We start from the raw sequence: 20,270 nt of genomic DNA, 5'->3' as shown, positions 1-20,270 counted from the left end.
CATGCGCTGGAGGAAGAAGGCATGAAGCGCACCTTCCTGATCGACCCGCAGGGGAACCGGAACTGGCCGCAGGTGCTGTCCAACGTCGTGAGCGGCATCAACGACTGGATCAAGGGCGGCCCGGTACAGATCACCCTGGACGAGCCGAAGCGGACGCTCGACCAGAACGCGGCGATGTGGCCGGCGCTGAGCGACATCGCCAAGCAGGTGCCGCTGGTGATCACCCGCCGCGACGGCAGCACCAGGCAGGCCACGCCCTACGACTGGAAGGACGTGCTGACCGCTGCGTTCGAGGAGGAGACCGAATGGGCCCCCGGCCTGCGCGGCGGCGTGGTGATGCTCGGCGCCCAGACCAGCAAGTACAGCCGCCGAAAGATGGGCGACTTCCTGACCTTCATCCACGCCGAGTTCTCGGACCGGGTGCGCTGGTCGGACAGCTCAGTGGAAAAACTGGCGCAGTTCGCGCCGCCAAGCAGGAGGGTTGCGTGATGGGCAGCTCACTGGACTACGTTCTGGCGCAGCTCTGCTTCCTTTGCCGTTCGAAAGACGTTGCCCGGATCAGGTTGGGCGTAATCGTTGCTCTCGACCGATGCGCGGCCACGAAACGGCACGGGGAGCGTCGTCGATGAGGACCAAGAACGCCAAGGCCTTCACCGCGGCCGAGCGCGCGCACCTGGAGGCCGTGAAGCATCTGCCCTGCAGTGTGTGCGATGCGCCGGCACCGTCCGACGCCCACCACATCAACCAGGGCCAGCACTACACCACCGTGGCGCTCTGCAAGGACTGCCACCAGGGCAGCTTCAATGGGATCCACGGGCAGAAACGCATGTGGACCATCATGAAGATGGACGAGCTGGCCGCCCTGAACGTGACTCTGCAGCGGCTGGGTCAGAGGAGTGCGGCATGAGGATCATGGCCATCGATCCCGGCACCGAGGAAAGCGGGTGGTGCCTGCTACAGGGCGGCAGTGTTCTGGAATCTGGTGTGATTCCGAACCATGAGCTGCTGGCCATAGTGRCCGGCTGGAACCGCTACAGCGAGGACCAGCTGGCAATTGAGATGATCGCCAGCTACGGCATGGCCGTAGGCCGGGAGGTATTCGAGACTTGCGTGTGGGTCGGGCGCTTCCAGCAGGTGTGGCGGCACCCGGACGCCGTGAGGCTGGTCTATCGCCGAGACGTCAAGCTGCACTTGTGCGGCAGCACCAAGGCCAAGGACGCCAACATCCGTCAGGCGCTGCTGGACCTGCTTGGCCCGCAAGGAACCAAGAAGGCCCCGGGGGCAACCTATGGCGTCAAGTCGCACGCGTGGGCTGCGCTGGGTGTGGCCGTCACCGTGGCGGGCATAACGCCCGAGTCGAGGAGGGCAGCGTGAGCCCGACCTTCAGCCAGTACACCACGCCGGAGCTGGAGGTGGTTGCACGCCTCGACCACGCTCTGGCCGCCGAGATCTTCAGCCTGCACCGGAAGGGCTACGACATGCGCGAGGTGCTACACGAGGCCCGCGCGTTCAAGACCGAGGCGCAGCTGATGCGCCGCGAGATCAACCGCAGGAAGGCAAGCCAATGAGCCAGGTAACCCAACCCCGCACCGGAGGTCGAAAGATGGCCGCGTCCGTTGATGCTCCGCGCCGCACCGGTACAACTGAGGGTGTTCCGTTCCGGCAGGTCTGGAAGCCACGCGCGGTTTGCGTGGTCGACCCGATCAACCCGGCGAGCGCCCTTGAACTGATCCTTCCACGAATCGCAGAGAACCAACGCGCATGCACGGTAGCCAGCTACCTGCTCATCAACCCGGAGACCTCGCAGGCGTTCGTCTTGCAAGAGGACAAGCCGGTGGCCGTGGAGATGGCCCGCAAGGGCGAGCGCTCTCCGTACTGGCCGTGGTTGGTGGGCATGTACCGGTTCCCGCGCGTGACGGCCGAGGCCGCAGCGAACGTGCTGGAGGACATCTTCGAGCACTTGGGCATCGCCACCGCGCCGGCGCCGAAACGCGCCATGCCTGTGCAGCTGGACCTGTTCGGCCTGCCCGAGCGTGCCGCGTGACCGCTTACATGCGCCCGTCTACCGAGGGAGAAATCGGTAGCCCCAGCTGGCAGGTGGGCAACAGCCAGCACCGAGGGAACGGGTTGCCGCGTTGCGGCGGCGGAGAGGGGCTGCAACCCCGATCCGTGCCACTCATCGCCCGTGGGACCGAGGAGGCCCTGCCGTGACTCTGGACCCGATCACGCAGGGCCTGCAGCACCTGGCCGCCCAGTTCAGCCTGACCCGCCAGGAGTGGCGCGACCACCACCGCGGCGGCGACTCGCTGCTGGACTCGCTGGTGAGCCACGGCTACGCGCAGGAGCAGGGCGAGCGCTTCGGCATCACCCGGCAGGGGCAGGTGCGGTTGCAGGCGGAGGTGGATCGTGGATGACCTGCTCACCAATGCCGAGAAAGAGCGCCTGACCAAGGACGCTGCCGATTGTGTTCGCGCTGGTGGAGATGTGGACGAGGTAATCCGTCGCTGGACTGGTTTCAGCCCTGCACGTGATCGGCAGATCATCGCTGGAGTGCGGTACATCGCCAAGACTGTCGGAGAGCAGATGGAGCGGGAAGCGGCAGAGAAGGCCGCCCGCGACGCATTCCTTGCAGATGACATTGCCGTGGTCGAGGATCTGATCCAGCGCCTGCCCAAGGTGTTGGAGCGGCTGAGGGTCGCAGAGGCTGCCAATGGCGGGTAAGCAGCCCAAGGCCAGCACGGTCAACAGGCCAATGCCGCCAGGGGAGTTGCTGTCGGTGGACTTCGAACACCCGTGGGCGCGGTTCGTCCCGTCCGAGGCGGTATGGGCGTGGGTATGCGAGCAGATCCTGTCCGAGGATGGCGCGCTGACCAACCCGGATCACTACCACCTGCAGGACGCCGACATAGGCGTGCTGTGGGCCGAAACGGCCTTCACCAAGCAGGGCAAGGCGGTCATCGGCCAGGCCGAGCAGGTCATGTTCATGGCCGGAGGCTGGAAGCGTGGCCGGATGGAACGGCAGATGGTCGACTGGTTCGGCCGGGTGCCGTCGTTCGTCATCACCTTGGCGGCCGACTACTGCAGCCAGTGCAGCGACGCCGAGTTCTGCGCCCTGATCGAACACGAGCTGTACCACATCGCCCAGGCCAAGGATTCGTACGGGGCGCCCAAGTTCGGCAAGGACGGCCTGCCAGCGCTGGAGATGCGCGGCCACGACGTTGAGGAGTTCGTGGGCGTCGTCCGTCGGTATGGCCCAAGTGCCCAAGTACAGCAGATGGTGGAAGCCGCCAGCAGCAAGCCCGAAGTGGCCGTTGCGGACGTGGCTCACGCCTGTGGGACGTGCCTCCAGCGCGCCTCCTGATCTGCGACCCCTTATGACAGGTGAGCCGCAATGGCAGCGCTGAGTTCCGACATCAAAGCCTTCATCGTCCAGTCTCTGGCCTGCTTCGACACGCCTTCTCAGGTGGTTGAGGCCGTCAGAACGCAGTTCAACACGGAGATCAGTCGCCAACAGGCCGAGAGCCACGACCCCACGAAGTTCGCCGGGCGCGACCTTGGCGCCAAGTGGGTGACCCTGTTCCACGAGTCCCGGGCCAGGTTCAAGGAGGAGACGGTCAACATTCCTATCGCCAATCGAGCTTTCCGGCTGCGAGCCCTCGATCGCATGGCCACCAAGGCCGAGAGCATGAAGAACATGGCGCTGGCGGCTCAGCTGCTGGAGCAGGCGGCGAAGGAGACCGGCGGGGCATACACGAACCGGCGCGAGATCGAGCACTCAGGCGGCGTGGACCTGCGCAAGGCCACCGAGATGACGGAGGCCGAGCTGCTGGCCATTGCGGCAGGCAAGGGCGCCGCCGGTGGCTGATGGCCGCGCCAAGCTCAGCCCTGCTGCAGCTGCTGCTGAGCTACTGCGCCGCCGCCGCTCCCGCGAATCTCTGAAAGCCTTCGCGCTGTCGATCCCGATCCCTGGCGCCCCGGTGGATGATGACCCCAGCAGCTGGGTGTGCGGCGATGCCGAGCGCCTGCCGCTGGCCCAGCACCACGAGCTGCTGCTGGACAAGGTGGAGGAATGCCTGCGCAAGCCCATGGGGCGGCTGATGGTGTTCATGCCGCCAGGCTCGGCCAAGTCCACCTATGCAGGTGTCGTTGCGCCACCTTGGGCCATGGGCAAGTGGCCGGGCTTCAAGGTGATCAGCACGAGCTACGCGGCCAAGCCGGCCTATCGATCGTCCAAGCGGTGTCGCGCCATTTGTTCCAGTCCCGAGTACGCCTCGATCTGGGAGCGGCCAACCATGCTGCGCGATGGCAGCGCCGCGGTGGACGAGTGGGAGCTGACCAACGACTCGGGGCTGCTGGCCGCCGGCATCCTGGGCGGCGTGACCTCTGCCCGTGCCGATGCCCTCATCATCGATGACCCGGTAGCCGGCCGTGCTGAGGCTGACAGTCCGACGATTCAGGCGAGCACCCGCGCTGCCTACGACGACGACCTGCTGACCCGCTTGAAGCCTGGCGCGTCGATCATTCTCATCCAGACCCGATGGCACCCCGAAGACCTGGCCGGTTCGATCCTGCCTGAGGACTGGGACGGCGAGTCCGGCCCGATCCAGTGCCGCGATGGCCAAGTGTGGGAGGTTCTGTGCATCCCCGCGCAGGCTGACCGCGCCGACGACCCGCTCGGCCGCAAGATCGGCGAGTACCTGTGGCCCGAGTGGTTCTCGCCCGAGCACTGGGCGCAGTACAAGGCCAAGGCCCGCACCTGGGCCAGTCTGTATCAGGGCCGGCCCAAGGCCGAGTCGGGCAACCAGTTCAACCTGAGTGACTTCGATGACCTCTGGTATGACCCGGAGGAGCTGCCGGCGCGGCTGAAGAAGTACGGCGCGAGCGACTTCGCGGTCACAGAGCGGGACCTGGAGAAGAAGTCCGAACCGGACTACACCGAGCATGGTGTGGTGGGGCTGGATGATGGCAGCTCCCGGCCCGACGGCCTGAGCGTGCTGTGGATCGTGGACTGGTGGGCGCAGCAGGTCGAACTGGACAAGAGCGTCGCGGCCCAGCTGTCCTTGATCAGGCAGCACAAGCCGCTGTGGTGGTTCGGCGAGGTCGGTGGCCAGGAAAACGCGGTCAAGCCAGTGCGGCGCCTCCTGCAGAAGGAGGACAGCATGTTCGCCAACTACGAGTACCTGCCGCACATTGGCGACAAGGTGGCCAAGGTCCAGGCGTTCCGGGCGCTGGTGAAGGAGGGCAGGGTGCGCTTCCCGCGTGGCAATCCACTGGTGAAGCGGCTGATAGACCTGCTGGTCAACTTCCCGCGCGCACGGTTCGATGATGGCGTGGACGTGTGCGGCCTGCTGGGCCGTGGTATCGCCGACATGGTGCCAGCGTCCAAACCGGCCGTGGCCAAGCGCAAGCCGCCCAAGCCGTTCACCGATCCCTGGTACGCAGCGAGGGAGCGGGAAGACCGCGGCGACGAGGAAAAGCGGGAACGCTACTACCGTTGATGCCTCTGGCAGACCGGGCACCTTGGGGGCAGTTCGCACACCGGCCCGACCATGGCAGACCAACCCATCGCAGCACTCGAAACCGGGATCGCGGCCGCCGCTGATCCCGATCCGGCGCGCGCCAAGCAGATCAGCCGCATGCAGGCTGACGTAAGGCGCTGGATGGAGCGCTTCGAGCAGGCCCGCGAGTTCGACAAGGACGCCCGGCAGCAGTACGTAAAGGACCGGCGCCAGGCGCGAGGGGATTCCGGGTTCCTGGTCGACGCGAACCTGATCGGTACCTACATCGATATCCAGGAGGCGTTCCTTTACGCCCGCAATCCGGACTTCGACGTGTCGCCCGGCCCGGCGCATCGCATGCCGACGCCCGAGCAGCTGCGGGACATCATCGAGTCCGACGAGCAGGTCATGGCTGGCATCCAGCAGCAGGCCGAGCAGGACGCCATTGAGGTGGGTCGGCAGATCGCCGTGCAGATGACCGCGCAGGGGATCACCCCGGAAGAGGCGTTCCAGCAGGGCCAGCAGGCGCAGGAGAGCTATCTGGCCACCGGTGCGGTGGAGAAGCTGGTCGGCGACGAAGTGCTGAAGCTGCGCAAGCAGTACGCCAAGCGCTCGCGGGAGATGAAGCAGTTCGCCGAGACGCTGGAGGCTGTGGGAACTCAGATGTGGAAGGACGCGCAGCTGAAGCGCCGCGGCCGTCCGTGGGTCCGGTCCTCGCTGACCATCGGCCCGGGCGTGCTGAAGGCGACGTGGCAGGAGCGCACCGAGATCTCGCCCGAGACGCAGACGGCGATCAACGACCTGCAGCAGAACATCGCGCGGGCCAAGGCGCTGCAGCAGGAGCTGGAAGACGGCACAGCCGGCTTCGGCGCCCAGGCATGGGATACGGTCAAGGGCGTATTCGGCAACAACGAGGAGGCCAAGGTCGCCGATCTGGAGCGACAGCTAGCCGCCATCCAGAATGGGGCCGAGCGCGTCGTGGCCCGTGGCTACGCGATCGACAACGTGGCGGGAGAGAACTTCCAGGTGGCGCCGGGCTTCACCATCGCCAATCACGTCGATGCGCCCTGGAACGCCGAGATTTCCTACCCATCCTACGAGGATGCGCTGGCTGAGCACGGCCCGTACCTCGCGCAGTTCGACAAGGACGGCAACGCCGAGAACATCCTGCGCAAGGCAGCCCGCTATGCGCCGCGCAAGCCCTGCATGGGCAAGAACGAGAGCGTGGGCCTCACCGGCGACTCGGCCACGGCTGAGGAGGCCGACGCCTACACCGCCAATGCCGACGGCGGCGCCAACGGGTGCTTTGTGCGCCGCATCGAGATCTGGGATGCGGAGAGCAACACCGTTCTGACCGCGATCACCGGTGTTCCGTTCTGGGTCAAGCCTGCGTTCAACCCGCCGGCCACGACCCGGTTCTACCCGTATTTCGTGATCTGCACGTCGGAGGTGGACGGCCAGCGCCACCCGCAGAGCCTGGTCAGCCGCTCGACCAAGTTGATGGACGAGTACAACCGCATCGGCTCGGCCGAGACGGAGCACCGCCGGCGCATCAAGCCGAAGACAGCGTTCCACGCTGGTGCGATGGATGAGGAGGAGGCCAAGAAGCTGGCGAAGGCCGATACCGGCGAGATGGTGGCCATCAAGGCGACCCAGCCGAACGCCGACCTGCGCACCCTGCTGGTGCCGATCACCTATGCGCAGATGGATCCATCGCTGTACGACCGCACGCGCATCCTCGCCGAACTGGAGCGCATCTGGGGCGTGCAGGAAGCGCTGACTGGCTCGATCAACACGGCCAAGACCGCCACCGAGGCGGACATCCAGCAGCAGGGCTTCCAGGCGCGCAGCAGCAGCCGGCGCGACAACATGGAATCGGTGCTCAGCGAGCTGGCCGAATACACCTGCCAGATCGCCCGCGTGTACCTGAGCGACGAGGACGTGCGCTTCATCGCCGGGCCGACCGCGTTCTGGCCGCCGTACATGGGGCCGGACGACCTGGCCGAGTTCGTGCGCATCGAGATCCGCGCCGGTTCGTCGGGCAAGCCGAACACCGCGCTGGAGCGGCAGTCTTGGGCCAACCTGCTACCGCTGCTGCAGACCGGCATCACCCAGATTGGCCAGCTGCGCGGCGCCTCGCCCGACAGCATCGCCGACTCGCTGGAGCAGCTGATGCGTCTGACCGCAGAGCGCAGCGGCGAGCGCTTCGACATCGACCAGCTCATTCCCCAGAACGACGGCAGCCAGCAGGCCGCCCCGGCTCAGGCCGTGCCCGGCAGTGCGCCGCCTCCGCAGGGTGGCCAGCAGCCGCCCGTTCCCGCAGCACCTCCTGGCGGCGAGCCTGCCGCCGATCCCATCCAAGCCTGATAGGAGCAACACATGGAAAACCAGCACCGCAAGATCACCGGTTATCGCGAACTGGACCAGGTCGAGATTGACCTGATGAACGAGATCAAGGCCAAGGGCGTCGAACTTGGCGAACTGATCAAGAAGCTGGGAGACAACCAGGTCCGTATCACCGCTGAGCATGGCACTGGCGATGCAGAGCCCTATCGCTGGATCGCCATCGGCAAGAACCATTTGCAGCAGGGCCTGATGGCGCTGACCCGCGCCGTGGCCAAGCCGGATAGCTTCTGATGCGCCACCACCCCCTCTCGCTCGCCATCTGGCGGGTATTCGCAACCTGGAGTAACTGATGAACGTCGACGCAGACACCCCGGCGACCGAGCCGGACACCACCCCGACCGACCTGACGACCGATGCACTGTCTGCGCTGGACGCAGGCATCGCCGCTGCTGATGCTGAGGAGGCACCAGCCGTCGAGCCGACCCCGGCCGATACGATGCCGCCGGCCGATGCTGGCACGCCGCCGGCAGACGACCCGAACGCTGCGCCGCCCGCTGACGGTCAGCCCCCGGCCCAGCCGCAGGAAGGCGCGCCGCCCGCCGATGGCCAGCCGCCTGCAGCTGCCGATGCGCAGCCCCAGCCGGACGCAGAGACCGAGGCGGAGATCGCCTCGCTGGGCCTGAAGGACAAGACCGCCGAGCGCTTCCGCACGCTGGCCAGCGAGGTCAAGGAACTGGCCCCGATCCGCGACGCGCTGAAGGCGGCCGGCATCGATGACGTGGGCAAGCTGCCCGAGCTCGTCCAGCGGTCCAAGGTCGGTGAGGACATGGTCCAGATGGTCGTGGAAACGGGGATGAACTCCGACCAGTACGGGATGCTCCTGGATTACGGCGGCCTGATCGCCAGGGCTGCCAGCGGGGACCTGAAAGCTGCATCCGATGCCTTCGACATGATCACCAAGGAGATCGCGCCGCTTGCCAAGATGCTCGGCCGCGAGGTTCCGGGCATGCATGACCCGCTGGCGAATCACAAGGACCTTGCCGCCGAGGTTGAAGCCGGCGACCTGCCGCGCGCCCGCGCCATCGAAATCGCCGGCCAGCGTGATCGTGCCGAGTACACGGGCACCGTCCAGCGCCACCAGCAGGAAACGCAGCAAGCCGCCGAGCAGGCCGAGCAGCGGGGGATCGATTGGCTGAAGCGATTCGACGCCGAGATGGCGCAGGAGGACCCCAGCTATGCGGCCAAGCGCCCGCAGCTGAGTGAGGCTGTTCGCCAGATCCGCGAGCAGTTCCACCCGAGCGAGTGGGCGCAGCGGACTGCGCTGGCCTATGCCCGCATCCAGGCACCGGTGGCAGTAGCAGCGCCCCCGGCAGCACCGGCCCAGCCAGCTACCCCGCGCCCCGGCCCGATGCGCCCGAGCGGCCCGCGCCCGGCGATGGATCCGACGGCCTTCAAGAGCCCGCTGGACGCGCTGGAGTACGGCATCGAACAGGCCAACCAGGGCTGACACGGCTGCAGATCGGCTGCAACAAGACCCCGCTCCGGCGGGGTTTCTTGTATCCGTTGACGCATCCCGCAACACGGGCAATCTGGCCCTGCGGCTGACAACCGCGCCACGCATGCAGTACGCCGGAGTCGCGCCCGGTAGGGCAGTAAGAGGCCTCGCCCCCCTCGAACGTGGATGGAACGCAACAACCCCATTCCCCTTCGAGGACACCCTCATGCCGTTCACCACCGCGCAGATCGCGCAGGGCGCGAACTACTCGCTCGAGTCCTACGCGACCAACGACCCGATCGACCAGATCAACATCGCTCACACCACCCTGGACCTGTTCGTCAGCAGCAAGGAGGTGTCCTACTTCGGGAACGGCATCTTCAACGAGAAGCTGGTCATCTCGAACGACAGCAACTACCAGAACTACAGCGGTGCCGACCAGGTCACCTACAACGAGCGCGACCCGAACCGCTTCGCCAAGTTCCAGTACTACAGCAACCACGAGGGCTTCTGGTTCGATGAAGACCGCCTGATCGCGGCCGGCATCAACATCGATGACGCCGGCGTGGCCGTCCCCTCCTCTTCCGAGAAGGAGCAGCTGGTCAACCTGCTGCAGTCGAGCTGGACCGCCATGAAAAATGGCCTGCAGGAAGGCCTGGCGCTGGAAACCCTGCAGAACGGCTCCCAGTCGGCCAAGGCTGTGCCTGGCCTGGACCACATCGTTTCGACCACTCCGGGCACCGGCGACATCGTCGGCGGCATCAACGCCAGCACCAGCACCTACTGGCGCAACAACGCCAGCATGGCCATCGCCTCTGGTGGCATCGTGGCCGCGCTGGATGCCATGTGGGATGCCTGTATCCGCTACGGCGGTGCCATGCCGACCGACATCCGCTGCGGCCAGGCCTTCCTCAACGCCTACAAGGACGAGACCACCACGAAGGTTGACCGTCAGATCATCGTCAACCAGCAGGGCGGCACCGGCATGGACCCCTCGATCACCCGCGTGTTCTACAAGGGCATCGAGCTGATCTGGGACCCGACCTTCGAACTGCTGGACGCTCGCCTGGGCGCGATCACCTACCCGTGGACCAAGCGCTGCTACCTGCTCAACCGCAACTTCATCAAGTTCCGCCCGCTGAAGGGCCACTGGATGAAGAAGCGCAAGCCGGAAAAGCTGCCGGACCGCTACGTGACCTACTACGCCCAGACCAACAAGTACGGCATGACCGCGAAGAAGCGCAACGTGCACGCCGTGCTGTCCATCGCCTGATCGGGCCTGGCCTGATCCGAGTGTCCCGGCTTCGGCCGGGCGCTCATGGGAAATCCATCCGGCTACAGGAGCCAACCCCATGAAGTCCACCCCGATCACCAACACCGCCTTCAAGACCGGCAACAGCCCGTTCCTGCGCGGCGGCAGCGCCACCTTCTCGAACTTCGCCGACACCGCGGCAACGTTGCAGGGCTCCGATACCGAGACCGGCACCTACACCACGCTGGCCACTCTGGCTGCCAACGGGCAGACCGAGGTCCAGAACCTTCCGCAGTGGATCAAGTTGTCCGCTGCAGGCACCGTCTACATGGCGGCTGGCTGACCTTTTGCGGCCTCTTCATGGGGCCGCTCACCTATTCCCGAGGAGGGAACATGAGCAAGGACACCATCATCGTCCCGGTAGTCCAGGCGACGATCCAGCGCAGCGAGTACGTCACGATCTCCGACTCGTTCCCGAAGCACGAGCTGCCGATCCTGGAGCTGATCCACGGCGAGGACAACGTGGTCGTGGTCGATGACGACTACTTCGCGTTCGAACTGCCCAACAACGCCACCCAAGAGCTGCAGCGCCTGTACACGAAGTACAGCGACAAGTATCGCTCGGTGGTGGACCAAGTCTTCCCGCGCGGTGCCCGTGACGTGGCGTCGGAGCTGAAGATGGATCTGGGCAAGGACACCTTCGTCAAGCAGTCCGAGGCTGTGATTGAGAGCCGTCTGCCGCCGCGCCCGACTGCCGCCACCAGCCTGAGCCGTCCGGCGCACGAGGACGATGCCGACGACGACCAGCCCGAGCTGACGCATGCCGAGCTGCGCGAGGAGCTGACCCGCCTGGGCATCGAGCACAAGGGCAACGCGCCGAAGGCCGAACTGCAGGCGCTGTACGACGCCGCGCAGGCTGGCGCCGGCACCCTGGGCGGCTGATCGACAGCACCACGCGGTAACCCGACGGGCTGGGGAAACCCGGCCCGTCTCCACAAGAGGGCTCCCATGAGCATCACCGACGGCATCCAGTGCGCCTGTTCCAGCACCGACGGCAATGCCACGCTGGCAGAGCTGCGCAAGCGGCTGATGATCCGGCTGGGCTTCGCCGCGCAGGCGAACAATCCGCCGCCGGGCATGAAGGAGCTGCTGAACGATCTTCTGCAGAGCGCGCAGAAGGCGCTGTTTCGCCGGCCCACTGGTGAGTTCCGCAACGAGCGCTGGTTTTCCTGGCCGCTGACGGCTGGCCAGCGCCTGTACGACTACCCCGACAACGACGAGAAGAACGGGCCGCAGAACTGCCCGGCGACGCTCGACCCGCGGCAGGTGACATGGGTAGGCCGCGAGCGCGACGGCGTCTGGGCCGAGATGCACCAGGGCATCAACCCGCGCAGCTACACCACCAGCGAGCTGACGGGCCTTCCGCAGCGCTACGAATTCCGCAACTGCATTGAGATCTGGCCGGCGCCCGACGAGACGCTGGGCAATCTGGTCATCAAGGGCAAGTTCGACCTCAACCGGTTCACCGAGGACGCGGACAAAACCACGATCGACAGCGAGATCGTGTTCCTGCTGGCGCTGGCCAACGGCAAGCAACACTATCGGCAGCCGGACGCGCAGACCTACATCCAGCAGCTGGAGGTGATGATCTCCAACCTGGTGGCCGGCACGCATGCCACGGCGCGGTACATCCCAGGTCCGCCGACGGGGCAGGGCGTGTATGTCCCGCCGCGCCCTGAGGTGCCGTTCCCGTGACCGGCCGTATCGTCACCCTCAACGCGGCCAAGGGCGGTATCAACCGTCTGCGGGTGAAGGGCGGGGCGGACCCGAGCACGCTCTACGATCTAGTGAACGGCTATGTAGATCAGGCCGGTGTCTCGCGGTCGCGCCCCGGCACCAAGAACAAGGCCACCTTGCCGACTGGCGCCACCAAGGGAATGTGCGCATACGACGGCAAGCTGATCGTCTTCAGTCACGAGCCGCAGACCATCCCGGCCAGCACGCCCAGCGTGGAGTGCGAGGTGCTGAAACACCCGAGCACGGCCGATCTGCCGATCAAAGAAATCCACTTCGCCGGGCCATACCTCGGCTACCTGTACGTGGTCCCCGAATTCGTCAATGGCGACGTGTTCCACTACTGGCTGCAGCGCGGCACGACGTGGGAGCCGGGCAAGGTCTATCTGCCCGGCGCGCTGGTCACTCCGACTGACCCGAACGGCATCGCCTACCAGCTGGACAGCGGCACCGAGCAGTTCGCCGTATGGGTGCGCAACATCGCGCGCGCTGTCGGGGACAAGGTCGTGCCCACGGTCGACAACGGCTACTACTACACGGTCACCGACGTGTTCGGCCCTGCGCCGCGGTCCGGTGCGATCGAGCCGACCTGGCCAACTTCGCCGGGCGCAACCGTGTTCGAAGACAGCGATGTGGCCAATCCCACGCCGGTTCCAGGCGAGCAGTCGGGCAATCAGCTCCCGCCTGACGTGACCGAGCGCTATGGAAGCGTTGGCGGTGGCAGCAGCCCATGGCGCAACCTCAACAGGGAGATTGAGTAATGGCCGCACCGTTCTGGCAGGCCGGCAAGCTCTACCTGCCCGGGGATCTAGTGCAGCCGATCACGCAGCCGGCGCCGAACAATCCGCAGGTCGCCAACGGCTACTTCGAAGAAGGGGCTGTGGGCTGGACGTTCTCCGGCGACGCCTCGCTTTCGACCACGCACGGCTATGGAAGCCCCAAGTGCGTGCAGCTGCCGGGCGACAAGCCCGATGGCGTAGCGCTCAACAACACGATGCTGGTTGCACCGCCTGGCGGAACGCTGACCGCAACGTCCATGATCGACCAGGGCGCATCGGTAGCAGGCGCAACCGCCGGCTGGACCGAAATCCGCTGGTATGACGCGCTGAACACCCTGCTGCAGACCGACAAGGGCAACGTGGTCGATAGCGGATCGCGCGGCGCTTGGCATGCGTCCACGGTTACCAGCACAGCGCCGGCTTCGGCGGCCTACGCAAAGGCGGCGATTCACCTGACCTCGGTAGCCGACCACGATCACGAGATCTTCGGCGACAACCTGGTCATCACCGGTGCGGTTGCAGGACTGCCAGAAGGCCTGGTCTACAAGGCCGTCCAGACCGAATCTGGGACTTCGGGCAGCAGCGAGCCGGCGTGGCCGGGCATCCTCGGCCAGCAGGTGGTCGACAACGAGGTGATCTGGGAGGCGGTCACAACCAGCCGCGTGACCTGGACCGCTGCGCCTCGCTACGTGAGCGGGGCGACTGAGCCCGTCTGGCCGACCGAAATCGGCGCGATGGTCCAAGACGGCACGATCAACTGGAAGGCGATCTCGCGCCGGGTAGAGGACGAAAAGTGCCCGAACAGCAAGGTGGTGGCCATCGTCGCCAGCAAGGTGTTCGCTGCTGACAAGGACATCGTGCGCTTCAGCGCCACGGCCAACCCTCTGGACTGGTCGACGGTCGATGATGCCGGCTACCTGCCTACCGGCTTGCAGCAGGCCAACGCGAACAACATGGCGGTGCTGCAGCAGTACCGCGCCAATCTGGTCGCGCTCAATGCGAGCAGCTTCCAGAACTGGCAGGTGGACCCGGATCCGGCATCGATGGCGATCCTGGACCAGATGGATGGCATCGGCTCGATCTGGCAGAAGGCCGCTGCACCGGTGGCCAACGATCTGGTCTACCTCTCGCAACAGGGCGTTCGCTCGGTTGGCATCGCCAACGCAGCCGAGAACCTGGCCGCCGGCGACATCGGCGCCCCCATCGATGTGTTGATACAGCAGGCGATGCTGTACGCCGACCGCAACAACACGCCGCCGCTGGCGACCTACTACCCTGGCGCCGGCCAGTACATGCTGGCCTTCCCGAATTACCCGCCGCCGGTGCTTGGCGTGTACGGCCGGCTGCCCGCAAGCGGCTGTGGCGACACGATCAACTACGCCTACGTCATCGCCGGGGGGTTGCCCCCGTATCAGATCGAGATCGTGGATGGCGAGTTGCCCGCCGGCCTGTCGATGGATGGCAGCGGTTTGGTCACGGGGGAGATCGCCAACGGTGGCGATGCCCTCTGGACGGTGCGTGCCACGGACGCGCTCGGTGACACGGCCGAGCTGACTGAGGACCGCACCGGCAGCGATGGATTCTTCAAGTACCTGACGACCCGCCTCTATCCCGTCGACGGCGGTATCGATGCCGTAGGCCTTGCGTCCGATGTAGTGGACGCGACGCTGCGGAACATTTTCCATGCTTACGAGGTCCCGACTGAGGCGGTTGCGTTGGCGTCGGCGGTGGAGAGCGGAACCCTTCGCAGCCTGCTGCAGACCTTCAGCACCACGGAGAGTCTGGCGCTGGCCAGCGCCGTGGAATCCGGCACGCTGCGCGACATTCTCCGGACCTATGCCATGGGCCCAGAAGGTGTCCAGCTGTTGTCCGCCGTTGAAGCCGGCACGCTGAAGCAAACACTGATAACCACCAATATGGCGCCCGAGGCGGTCGGGCTGTCTTCCAGTGTCGTAGGAGGCACTCTGACATGAGCGAAAACGTACTGACGGCCCACTCAGGGTATGCCGGCTGGTTCAAGATCGAGGCCCATCGCGTTGATGCAAATGGCGATGAGATCCCAGGCACCCGTCGCGTTGCCGCCGACTGGTTCCCGAACCTGATCACGAATGCGGGGCTGGACTTCTTCGGTACCACTGGCTCCACCTATGTCTACACGTTCTGTCGTGTTGGCTCGGGGAACACGGCCCCGGCCTTCACCGATACCGCATTGGTGGCCCAGGTGGCGGCGAGCAACACCCAGCAGGACGTAGCCGAGGGCGTCAATCGAACCGGCACCTTCTACGGGTGGCGTCGCCGAACCGTTCGATTCGCCGCAGGGGCTGCTGCGGGAACGCTCGCCGAGGTCGGCGTGGCCCCGGCGGGGACGGGCTCGTTGTTCAGCAGGGCGCTCATTCTGGACGGCGGCGGTAGCCCTACGACTATCACCATTCTTTCGGATGAGGTGCTAGATGTTACCTACGAGCTCCGGCTCTACCCCACGCTGGCCGACGCGACTGGCACCATCACGATTGCCTCCGTCAGCTATAGCTGGATTGCGCGCCCCCTGACGGCTGCTGCCTATGACGACTGCTGGTACCGTAATGTGGGCTATGAAATTGGCCCACGTACGACTGGTGAAAGCAGTACGAGCCCAAACGTTGCGGACACGCTTCCTGCCCAGAACTCGTCGATCACAAATCCCGTTCCGGCTGGCGCGCTTGCCGCGCTCACCTATGTCACGGGCAGCTACTCGCGCTCCTTCCGTTTCGACTGCGGATTGAATGACGCGAACGTTGTGGGTGGAGTCGGGTGCTTCTTTGCTACGGGTGACCCATCCGGCGCTCAGAGGATGTTCGGTGTATGGGCATGGGGGCTGACTCCGAAGCTGCCCAAGAACAGCCAGACGGTCGCAACTTTCACCGTACGCATGAGCTGGGGGCGCTACACCCCATGATCCCCGCTGGCGGCCTCTCCACCACCCCGGTACCCGCGCCGAACGTCGAGCGGGTCAACTCGACGCTACAGCCGCTGATCGACTTCGAGATGGGCGGCGTGGCGCTGAACGATGCGTCGCAGGGCCTGCGGGTGAAGCTGTGGCGTGTTCGCGTGGACGGCGACGTGGTGTACCTGGGGCCGGACGGCGGGAACGAGCAACCGGCGTTCATCCGGCCGGGCATCACATCGGTGGCGCTGGCCTTCGACCAGAACATGCAGCCGGCCATCGCGTTCGTGCAGTCGGGCCTGGCGTGGCTGTGGTGGTATGACAGTTCGGTGCCTGGGATGGTGTTCACGTCCTTTGCGGGGATGATCAACCCGCGCCTGACGCTGGACGACAAGCGGCCGACCCAGACCAGCAATTCCGACGTGATTCTCGGCTACCTGCGCGCTGGGGCGCTCTACTACCGCCAGCAGCGTGACCGATACCAGACCGAGTACCTGCTGAGTGCCAATCCCCCCTGCGGCGGCCTGGCCACGCTCTGCATGTCTACGGGTGGCCGGCTCCAGTTCGGCTTCGGAGGTGCGTGATGCAGTCGACGGTGTTCGTCTACACGATGCGCTCGGGCAAGCAGGGCGCCTGGAGCCGCTACCTGTTCCCATTCTCCGTGGATGCCTTCGCGCAACTGGGGAATGATCTCTATATCCGGCACGGGGATGAAATCAGCGCAGTCAGCGATTTTGCCTTGGGCGACGACGTTGGCGGCGAGTCGATCCCGTTCGGTGGCACGGTCTGGTGGCCGTGGCTGGACTTCGGGACGCCGAGCGTCACCAAGATGATGGAGGGTTTCGACATCGTGAGCCAGGGCACGCCCAGCATCAGCATCGGCTACGACCAGCGCAATGTCGCTGCGTTCACCGAGCCGTACACGGTCGATGCGGACACACTGCCCGGCGGCGTGATCCCGTTCCCGCTGTCGGCGCCAACCTTCAGCCTGCGCGTCGACTTCGCGCCGGGGCAGAAGTGGGCGCTGACGCAGGCGTCCCTGAGCTTCTTCGATTTCGGGAATGGGCCATGACCATCACTGTCCACAACCAGGTGATGATCGAGGAGCTGGTCTACTTGGCGCGGAACATGCGCCCGGACGAGATCGAGCAGGATCTGGCCATGACGGGGCTGACCGAGTACGACCCGGAGCAGGCCATTCTGAAAATGGCTGCTGTGCATGGCCCGAAGTTCGTCATCCTGGCCGACTACACGCCGGTGGTGGCCGGTGGATTCTGGCAGGTCCGCCCTGGCGTATGGGAGGGTTGGCAGCTCGGGACCATGGACGGCTGGGATAAACACTGGTGGCACATCACCCGCGTCACGCGGAAGCTCAACGACCGGATGCTGGCGCGCCCCGAGGTGCACCGCCTGCAGCTCTACGGCCTGGCCGGCCGCGACAAGACCTTCGAATGGTACGAGCGCTCGCTCGGCTACCGCCGTGAGGCAACCCTGAGCCGCTACTGCGCCAATGGCGCCGATGCGGTCCTGTTCGCACGCACCAAGGAGGCGGGCTGATGGCCGGCGGCGGCAATATCGGCAAGGGCAACTGGGCAGACCCGACGGGCCTGGTCCAGAAGTCGGGCGCGGGGAAGTTCCTCGACCCGCTGGGCCTGACCAAGACGGCGAAGCAGGGCGAGTCGGCGGCGGATATCGCCGCGCGCATGGAGATGGAACGCCAGGAGCGGATCCGCGAGTCGCAGGGCCGGATCAATCAGGTATTCGACAACCCGCGCCGTACCCGCGATATCGCCGACTTCGTGTCGGCTACGCGGTCGCGCCTTACGGACGACTTGAATCGGCAGAACACTGATGCGACCCGCGAGCTGAAGTTCGCGCTGGCACGCGGCGGCCTGTCCGGCGGCAGCGTCAACGTGGACCAGAACCGGCGCCTTGGCGACGAGTACAACCGGGGTCTGCTCAACGTCGAGGGCCGAGCGCAGGGCGCTGGCGCACAGCTGGAGGCGGCGGACCAGGACGCGCGTGCGCGCCTGATCCAGCTCGCAACCTCCGGGCTCGACTCGACCACTGCGGCATCGCAGGCAGCGGCAGGGCTGCGCTCCAACTTCGAGAACGCCCGGTCTCAGGCATCGGCGGACCAGCTGGGCGACCAGTTCGCCACCATCGGCGGCTTCGTGAAGTCTCGCCGTGAGGAAGCGGCACGACGTCAGGCGAACCGGGATGCGAACTTCAACCTCTACGGCGGCGGTGCCGCATACGGCGGATAAATCATGGGACAGGCAATCATCCCCATTGCACTGATGGCCGCCGGCACGTTGGCGCAGCAGTCGGAGAACGATCGGGTCATCAAGAAGCAGGACGAGGCCACGGCCCAAGGCCTGCTGAATCAGTCGCGCCGGCAGCAGGACACCGATCGCCGGGTGAATGACGAGATCGCGCAGCTGGAAACCAGCACGGCAGACGCTGCGCGCAATGAACGGCTCGGCCAGTACATGCAGACGCTGCAGCGAGGCCGCAAGCAGGCGGTGGCGGGCCTGGAGTCGCCGATCGGCAGTGCCACCTTCCAAGCCGATGCGGGCGCAGCGCGCACCGGTGCCGACAACGCGGCGGCGACCACTGCCGGGCTGCTGTCGCGTATCGATGCACCGCAGCTGCAGCGCCAGGGCGAGGCCTTCGGCTACGGCAAGCTGGCGACCGACATCGACATGGCCGCACGTGAGAGCCGCGGGCAGCAGCTGATCGACCAGTTGCGCCTGCGCGGCATCCGTCGCCGGCCGGAGGTTGATCTGCTTGCCGGCCTGGCCACTTCTGCGGGTGGCGCAATGGCCGCCGGCGGTGGTGGCGGGTTCGCCGCTGCTGCGCCGCGCCTCGGCGCCAACTACTACGGGACCTACGACCCGCTCACCATGGGGACTGCCTGATGGCCAATCCATACCAGGCCGGGCAGGCGCTCGGCAGCGCGCTGTTCGGTAGCACCCAGGACACCTACACCAACCAGCTTGGCCGGCAGTACCAGGTCGAGCAGGCGCTGCAGGAGGCCCGGCAGGCGCGCTCGAAGGCGGTGCTCGGCGAGCAGAACGTGGCTAAGCGGCAGGTCATCGATGACCCAGATTTGCTTGGCCGAGTGCTGGGTGGCGATCTCGGCGCGCGGAACGAGTTTCTCACCGCAGCGTTGCTGTCTAACCCAGAAGTGAGCCTGAAAACGCTCGGTGATGGTCAAGACGCGATCATGCGCCAAGCCGTCTACGATCGCGCCACCAGCGGCGATCTTGGGGGGGCGGGCGCTGCCTCACTTGGCCTCACCACGAAGCCGCTGGAGATGACAAAGATCTCCGGCGATGTTGCGTTCAACCCCTACGCCCAGCCGAACCAGAACCTCAATGTCACGCCGCTTGGTGAGGCGTCGATCGGTCAGCGCAATGCATCTGCCGCGTCCAGCTATGCGACCGCAGCGCGTACCCGGCAGGCCATGGGGTTGGATGCGGCCAAGTACGCTGATCAGCGTAATGGCGGAACGCTCGGTGATCCGCCGCGTGGATCTGCCAAGCCTCCCAGCGCTGCGGAAATGAAGGCGCAGCAGGCCAATGCGACCAAGACTGCACAGCTTGGTAACGTCAATCGTGGTCTCGCCCGAATCGAGTCAGCCCTCGGCAACCTGGGCGGCGCGTTCGTGGACACCGGGCCGGTTGATCAGTACCTGGTTCGAAATACCGAGGCCGGCCAAGAGCTGGACGCGGCGGTTGGCGCGATCCAGAACTCGATGCTCGCCATGACCCGGGTTCCCGGCGTCGGCTCGCAGTCGGATTTGGAGGCGAGGATCGCTGCGCTGCAGTACCCGTCGCTGTCCAATGCGCCGGGGGTCAATGCGCGGACGCTGAAGCAGCTGAAGGACTTTGTGCAGGAGTTGCAGGGGATGAGTGCCGATGCATCTGGCACGTTGGGTGATGCACCTCCGCCGGCAGCTCCGCGCGGTCCGGGCCTTCCAGCAACTGGCGGCCCAGCACCTGGCGCCGTGCGCAATGGCTACCGCTTCCGCGGCGGGAACCCCGCCGATCGTAATGCGTGGGAGAAGATCTGATGGCTGGCCCTTTGCCCTGGGAGGAGTATCAGCAGCTGCAGGCCAAGCCCAGTCCGCGCGTTCCGCAGCCTGCGGAGGAGGTGGGGCCTTGGACGGAGTACCAGG

General features: G+C 65.9%; 26 protein-coding genes. All 26 read left to right on the top strand.

What is annotated here, in order from left to right:
* Positions 1-21 precede the first annotated feature (21 nt).
* The 26 genes from AC1DCU_RS12320 to AC1DCU_RS12195 all read left to right on the top strand — a co-directional run bounded on the left by AC1DCU_RS12320 (position 22) and on the right by AC1DCU_RS12195 (position 20,165).
* The gene (locus AC1DCU_RS12320) at positions 22-489 is read left to right on the top strand and encodes a recombination protein NinB (RefSeq protein ID WP_442251247.1); all 468 of its coding nucleotides are present in this window, start codon (positions 22-24) and stop codon (positions 487-489) included.
* Positions 490-625: 136 nt separating this feature from the next.
* Entirely contained in the window at positions 626-907 is a 282-nt protein-coding gene (locus AC1DCU_RS12315) for a hypothetical protein (RefSeq protein ID WP_313114954.1), read from the top strand.
* Positions 904-1,374 (top strand): hypothetical protein, encoded by a 471-nt coding sequence (locus AC1DCU_RS12310; protein ID WP_478014178.1) that lies wholly within the window; start codon positions 904-906, stop codon positions 1,372-1,374. Before AC1DCU_RS12315 ends, AC1DCU_RS12310 begins: the two co-directional genes overlap by 4 nt.
* Complete coding sequence (locus AC1DCU_RS12305; RefSeq protein ID WP_442251245.1) at positions 1,371-1,568, top strand: hypothetical protein; 198 nt, start codon at positions 1,371-1,373, stop codon at positions 1,566-1,568. Before AC1DCU_RS12310 ends, AC1DCU_RS12305 begins: the two co-directional genes overlap by 4 nt.
* Complete coding sequence (locus AC1DCU_RS12300) at positions 1,565-2,044, top strand: hypothetical protein (protein WP_442251244.1); 480 nt, start codon at positions 1,565-1,567, stop codon at positions 2,042-2,044. The genes AC1DCU_RS12305 and AC1DCU_RS12300 overlap by 4 nt, the downstream gene beginning before the upstream one ends.
* 163 nt (positions 2,045-2,207) lie before the next feature.
* Positions 2,208-2,414: a hypothetical protein gene (locus AC1DCU_RS12295; RefSeq protein ID WP_442251243.1), complete on the top strand. Its 207-nt coding sequence runs from the start codon at positions 2,208-2,210 to the stop codon at positions 2,412-2,414.
* Positions 2,407-2,721 carry a hypothetical protein gene (locus AC1DCU_RS12290; protein ID WP_442251242.1) on the top strand — a complete coding sequence of 105 codons (315 nt, stop codon included), beginning with the start codon at positions 2,407-2,409 and terminating at the stop codon, positions 2,719-2,721. The genes AC1DCU_RS12295 and AC1DCU_RS12290 overlap by 8 nt, the downstream gene beginning before the upstream one ends.
* Before the next feature lie 55 nt (positions 2,722-2,776).
* The gene (locus AC1DCU_RS12285; protein WP_442251241.1) at positions 2,777-3,361 is read left to right on the top strand and encodes a putative metallopeptidase; all 585 of its coding nucleotides are present in this window, start codon (positions 2,777-2,779) and stop codon (positions 3,359-3,361) included.
* A 30-nt stretch (positions 3,362-3,391) separates the two neighbouring features.
* Complete coding sequence (locus AC1DCU_RS12280; protein ID WP_442251240.1) at positions 3,392-3,865, top strand: DUF2280 domain-containing protein; 474 nt, start codon at positions 3,392-3,394, stop codon at positions 3,863-3,865.
* Positions 3,866-3,977: 112 nt separating this feature from the next.
* The gene (locus AC1DCU_RS12275; RefSeq protein WP_442251239.1) at positions 3,978-5,498 is read left to right on the top strand and encodes a hypothetical protein; all 1,521 of its coding nucleotides are present in this window, start codon (positions 3,978-3,980) and stop codon (positions 5,496-5,498) included.
* Positions 5,499-5,549: 51 nt separating this feature from the next.
* Entirely contained in the window at positions 5,550-7,865 is a 2,316-nt protein-coding gene (locus AC1DCU_RS12270) for a hypothetical protein (protein ID WP_442251238.1), read from the top strand.
* A 12-nt stretch (positions 7,866-7,877) separates the two neighbouring features.
* Complete coding sequence (locus AC1DCU_RS12265; RefSeq protein WP_442251237.1) at positions 7,878-8,135, top strand: Acb2/Tad1 domain-containing protein; 258 nt, start codon at positions 7,878-7,880, stop codon at positions 8,133-8,135.
* A 58-nt stretch (positions 8,136-8,193) separates the two neighbouring features.
* Positions 8,194-9,351 (top strand): hypothetical protein, encoded by a 1,158-nt coding sequence (locus AC1DCU_RS12260; protein WP_442251236.1) that lies wholly within the window; start codon positions 8,194-8,196, stop codon positions 9,349-9,351.
* A gap of 214 nt (positions 9,352-9,565) precedes the next feature.
* On the top strand, positions 9,566-10,612 hold the full coding sequence (locus AC1DCU_RS12255; protein ID WP_478013529.1) for a phage major capsid protein: 1,047 nt from the start codon (positions 9,566-9,568) through the stop codon (positions 10,610-10,612).
* Positions 10,613-10,691: 79 nt separating this feature from the next.
* On the top strand, positions 10,692-10,934 hold the full coding sequence (locus tag AC1DCU_RS12250) for a hypothetical protein (protein WP_100449760.1): 243 nt from the start codon (positions 10,692-10,694) through the stop codon (positions 10,932-10,934).
* 50 nt (positions 10,935-10,984) lie between these two features.
* A complete protein-coding gene (locus AC1DCU_RS12245; protein ID WP_442251234.1) occupies positions 10,985-11,533 on the top strand; it encodes a hypothetical protein in 549 nt (182 codons plus the stop codon).
* Positions 11,534-11,599: 66 nt separating this feature from the next.
* Entirely contained in the window at positions 11,600-12,346 is a 747-nt protein-coding gene (locus AC1DCU_RS12240; protein WP_442251233.1) for a phage adaptor protein, read from the top strand.
* Positions 12,343-13,146 carry a hypothetical protein gene (locus AC1DCU_RS12235; RefSeq protein ID WP_442251232.1) on the top strand — a complete coding sequence of 268 codons (804 nt, stop codon included), beginning with the start codon at positions 12,343-12,345 and terminating at the stop codon, positions 13,144-13,146. The genes AC1DCU_RS12240 and AC1DCU_RS12235 overlap by 4 nt, the downstream gene beginning before the upstream one ends.
* Positions 13,146-15,137 (top strand): hypothetical protein, encoded by a 1,992-nt coding sequence (locus AC1DCU_RS12230; protein WP_442251231.1) that lies wholly within the window; start codon positions 13,146-13,148, stop codon positions 15,135-15,137. Before AC1DCU_RS12235 ends, AC1DCU_RS12230 begins: the two co-directional genes overlap by 1 nt.
* Positions 15,134-16,099, top strand: a complete 966-nt coding sequence (locus AC1DCU_RS12225; RefSeq protein ID WP_442251230.1) for a hypothetical protein — start codon at positions 15,134-15,136, stop codon at positions 16,097-16,099. The genes AC1DCU_RS12230 and AC1DCU_RS12225 overlap by 4 nt, the downstream gene beginning before the upstream one ends.
* The gene (locus tag AC1DCU_RS12220; protein ID WP_442251229.1) at positions 16,096-16,671 is read left to right on the top strand and encodes a hypothetical protein; all 576 of its coding nucleotides are present in this window, start codon (positions 16,096-16,098) and stop codon (positions 16,669-16,671) included. The genes AC1DCU_RS12225 and AC1DCU_RS12220 overlap by 4 nt, the downstream gene beginning before the upstream one ends.
* A complete protein-coding gene (locus AC1DCU_RS12215; protein WP_442251228.1) occupies positions 16,671-17,159 on the top strand; it encodes a hypothetical protein in 489 nt (162 codons plus the stop codon). Before AC1DCU_RS12220 ends, AC1DCU_RS12215 begins: the two co-directional genes overlap by 1 nt.
* Entirely contained in the window at positions 17,156-17,644 is a 489-nt protein-coding gene (locus AC1DCU_RS12210) for a hypothetical protein (protein WP_442251227.1), read from the top strand. Before AC1DCU_RS12215 ends, AC1DCU_RS12210 begins: the two co-directional genes overlap by 4 nt.
* Positions 17,644-18,354, top strand: a complete 711-nt coding sequence (locus AC1DCU_RS12205) for a hypothetical protein (protein WP_442251226.1) — start codon at positions 17,644-17,646, stop codon at positions 18,352-18,354. Before AC1DCU_RS12210 ends, AC1DCU_RS12205 begins: the two co-directional genes overlap by 1 nt.
* A 3-nt stretch (positions 18,355-18,357) precedes the next feature.
* Complete coding sequence (locus AC1DCU_RS12200; protein WP_442251225.1) at positions 18,358-19,008, top strand: hypothetical protein; 651 nt, start codon at positions 18,358-18,360, stop codon at positions 19,006-19,008.
* Positions 19,008-20,165, top strand: coding sequence for a hypothetical protein (locus AC1DCU_RS12195; RefSeq protein ID WP_442251224.1), 1,158 nt, complete (start codon positions 19,008-19,010; stop codon positions 20,163-20,165). Before AC1DCU_RS12200 ends, AC1DCU_RS12195 begins: the two co-directional genes overlap by 1 nt.
* The last annotated feature ends 105 nt before the right edge of the window (positions 20,166-20,270 follow it).

The sequence above is a fragment of the Stenotrophomonas sp. 10L48 genome (assembly GCF_056395105.1).
This window is presented reverse-complemented; position numbering and strand designations above follow the sequence as displayed.